This window comes from Hymenobacter agri (assembly GCF_054778495.1).
This window is the reverse complement of the sequence record NZ_BAAGZM010000582.1, coordinates 1-3,392: the sequence shown is the minus strand read 5'-3', so window position 1 is coordinate 3,392 and position 3,392 is coordinate 1. Positions and strand designations below refer to the sequence as shown.

Genomic DNA, 3,392 nt, shown 5'->3' with positions numbered 1-3,392 from the left:
TCCAGACCCAGCGCTACACCATCCGCCCCACCGGCCCGGTACCCGACCTGCCCGAAAACCTGGCCGTGCAGGTGGAACTCGACAAGACGGCCCCGCACTTGGCCCGCACCCTCCCGCGCGGCGCGGTGCTAACCGACGAAACCCAAACCGAGTTCTGGGTCATGAAGCTGCTCAACGACTCCACCGCCGTGAAAATCCCAGTGACGGTGGGGGCCCAGGAAAAGGACCATGTTGAAATCAAGCAGCCGGCTTTTTCCCCGAAAGACCGGATTCTGCTCAGCGGCAACTTCGGCCTCGATGACACGGCGGCCGTGAAAGTAACCCGGCCGGTGGCGGCCGAAAAGGAATAACGCGCCGACCCCCAAACCCGCAAAACGGCCGGTTCGCCACACAAAGCATCCCTACCACGGGCGTATTCCGAGGGGTACGGCCGGTTCGCTGCAACGAACACGGTAGGGATGCCGCTCGGTGCTGGTGCCGTTCTGCTTAAACCGATTTATTTCCTCATGGCTCGTCCCGCTCTTTTTCAAGCCTACAAAGCGCCCATTGCGGTACTGCTGGCCCTGGCGCTGGCCTTGGGCACGGTGGCCTACCGACGCATCAATGTGGCCCTGTTCCCGGAGGTGACGTTTCCGAAGGTAAAAGTCATTGCCGATAACGGGCTGGTGCCCGTGGACCGCATGATGGTGACCGTGACAAAGCCCATGGAGGACGCCATGATCGGCCTTCCTGGACTGGAACGTGGACGTGGCCAAGAGCCAGAGCCTCATCGAGTCGCGCCTGAACCAGATTCGGGCCGACCTGCCGCCCACCGCCCAAATCTCGGTGGAGCGCATGAACCCAGCCATTCTGCCGGTGATGGGCTACACGCTGGAAGCGCCGGGCAAGTCGGCGCTGGAACTGCGCAAGCTGGCGCTGTTCACCATCAAGCCTTTTCTCTCGCAGGTGGAGGGCGTTTCGTCGGTCCAAATTCAGGGGGGGCGCACCAAGGAGTACCAGGTGCAACTTCTGCCCGACCAGCTGGCCGCGTTGGGCTTAGGTCCGGATGACGTAAGCAAGGCCCTAGGAGCTACCAATTTCGTGCAGAGCAACGGTTACCTGAGCGACTACCGCCGCCTCTACCTCACCGTCACGGATGCCACCATCACCCAGAAGGAGGACCTCGAAAATCTGGTGCTGCGCAACGACGGCCGCCGCATCGTGCGCCTGGCCGACGTGGCCACCGTGGGCCTGGGCCACGCCGTGCGCTACGGGGCCATGAACCGCAACGGCCAGGGCGAAACCGTGGGTGGCATCGTACTCATGCTCAAAGGCGCCAGCTCGGAAGAAACCATCAAGGGTGTGAAAGCGCGGGTGGCCGAGGTGCAGAAGACGCTGCCCAAGGGCCTCACCATCGTGCCCTTCCTCGACCGCACCAAGCTCATCGACAAGGCTATTGCCACGGTGAGCCACAACCTGCTCGAAGGTGGCATTATCGTGATACTGGTGCTGCTGGTGCTACTCGGCAACTGGCGCGCCGGCGTGGTGGTGGCCAGCATGATACCGCTGTGCATGCTCTTCGCCCTGGGGCTGATGCGCACCTTCGGCGTGTCGGCTAACCTGATGAGCCTCGGGGCGTTAGACTTCGGTCTCATCGTGGACGGGGCCGTGATTATCGTGGAAGCCATGATTTTTCACCTCGTGCACCAGCGCGCGCAGGCCGCCCACGAAAGCATGGACGAGGTAGCCGCCTCCGCCGCTACACGCATGATGCGCTCGGCCCTGTTCGGGCAGCTCATCATCCTCATCGTGTACTTCCCCATTTTGGCCCTCACGGGCGTGGCCGGCAAGATGTTCCGGCCGATGGCCCTTACCGTGAGCTTTGCCATTGTGGGGGCCATGCTGCTGTGCCTCACCTACGTACCGGCCGTGTCGGCCTGGGCGCTGCGCAAGGACATCAAGGAGGAAGGCACCCTCGCCGACCGCATCATGAAATTCCTGTACCGCGGCTACCGGCCGCTCATCACGGGCGCGCTACGGCGGCGCGGGCTGATAGCGGGCAGCGCGGTGGCGCTGCTGGCGGTGGCCATTGGGGTGTTTCTGCACATGGGCGGCGAGTTTGTGCCCCAGCTCGACGAGGGCGACTTTGCCGTGAACGTGACCCTGAAGCCGGGCAGCTCACTGAGCCAGAGCATCGCCACGACAACCAAGGTGCAGCAGATTTTGCTGAAGAACTTCCCCGAAGTAGTGCAGGTAGTGGGCAAAATCGGCACCTCCGAAATCCCCACCGACCCCATGTCGCTGGAAGACTCCGACCAGATTGTAGTGCTCAAGGACCAGGCAGCGTGGACCTCGGCCCACTCGCGGGAGGAGCTGGCTAACAAGATGCAGGCGGCGCTGGCCGGCATTCCGGGAATTACCCTGGAGTTTCAGCAGCCCATCCAGATGCGCTTCAACGAGCTGATTTCGGGCTCCAAGTCGGACATCAGCATCAAGCTCTACGGCGACGACCTAGAGGTTCTGTACGACAAGGCCACGGCAGCCGGGGCGCTCATCCGGCCGCTGGCGGGCGTGGGCGACCTGAAGGTGGAGCAAATCGCGGCCCTGCCGCAGATGCGCGTCACCTACGACCGGCCGAAGCTGGCCCGCTACGGCCTCAACGTGGAAGACCTCAACACGCTCATCCGCAGCAGCTTCGCGGGCGACGTGGCCGGACAGGTCTTTGAGGGCGAGCGCCGCTACGACCTGGTGGTGCGCCTCGACTCGGCCAACCGGCGCGGTATTACCGACCTGAGCAGCCTGTACGTGGACCTGCCCGACGGCCAGAAAATCCCGCTCTCCGAGGTCGCCACCATCGCCTTCCGCAACGCGCCCATGCAGGTGAGCCGCGACGATGCCCGCCGCCGCATCAACATCGGGGTGAACGTGCGCAACCGCGACGTGGAGAGCCTGGTGGCCGAAATCCAGCAAACGCTGGCCGCCCGGCTGCCTTTGCCCGTGGGCTACACCATCGCCTACGGCGGGCAGTTCGAGAACCTGCAACAAGCCAAGGCGCGCCTGCAAATCGCGGTACCGGTGGCGCTGGGGCTGATTTTTCTGCTGCTGTTTCTCTCGTTCCGGTCGGTGAAGCAGGCTATGCTCATTTTTACGGGCATTCCGCTGGCGGCCATCGGGGGCATTCTGGCGCTGTGGGCGCGGGGGATGCCGTTCAGCATTTCGGCGGGCGTGGGCTTCATCGCGCTTTTCGGGGTGGCGGTGCTCAATGGCATCGTGCTGGTGGCCAGCATCAACGAATTCGCGGCCGAAGGGGTAGCCAGCGTGTACCTGCGGGTCATCCGGGCCACCGCCGAGCGGTTCCGGCCGGTGCTGCTTACGGCCTCGGTAGCCTCGCTGGGCTTTTTGCCCATGGCCCT

The 3,392-nt window shown here is 63.9% G+C and carries 2 pseudogenes; both read left to right on the top strand.

Annotation, left to right across the window (positions count from 1 at the left end):
- Positions 1 to 350, top strand: a pseudogene (locus tag ACYVDE_RS19710) (hypothetical protein); the annotation flags it as partial.
- Between the two features lie 108 nt (positions 351 to 458).
- Positions 459 to 3,392, top strand: a pseudogene (locus ACYVDE_RS19705) (efflux RND transporter permease subunit); the annotation flags it as partial.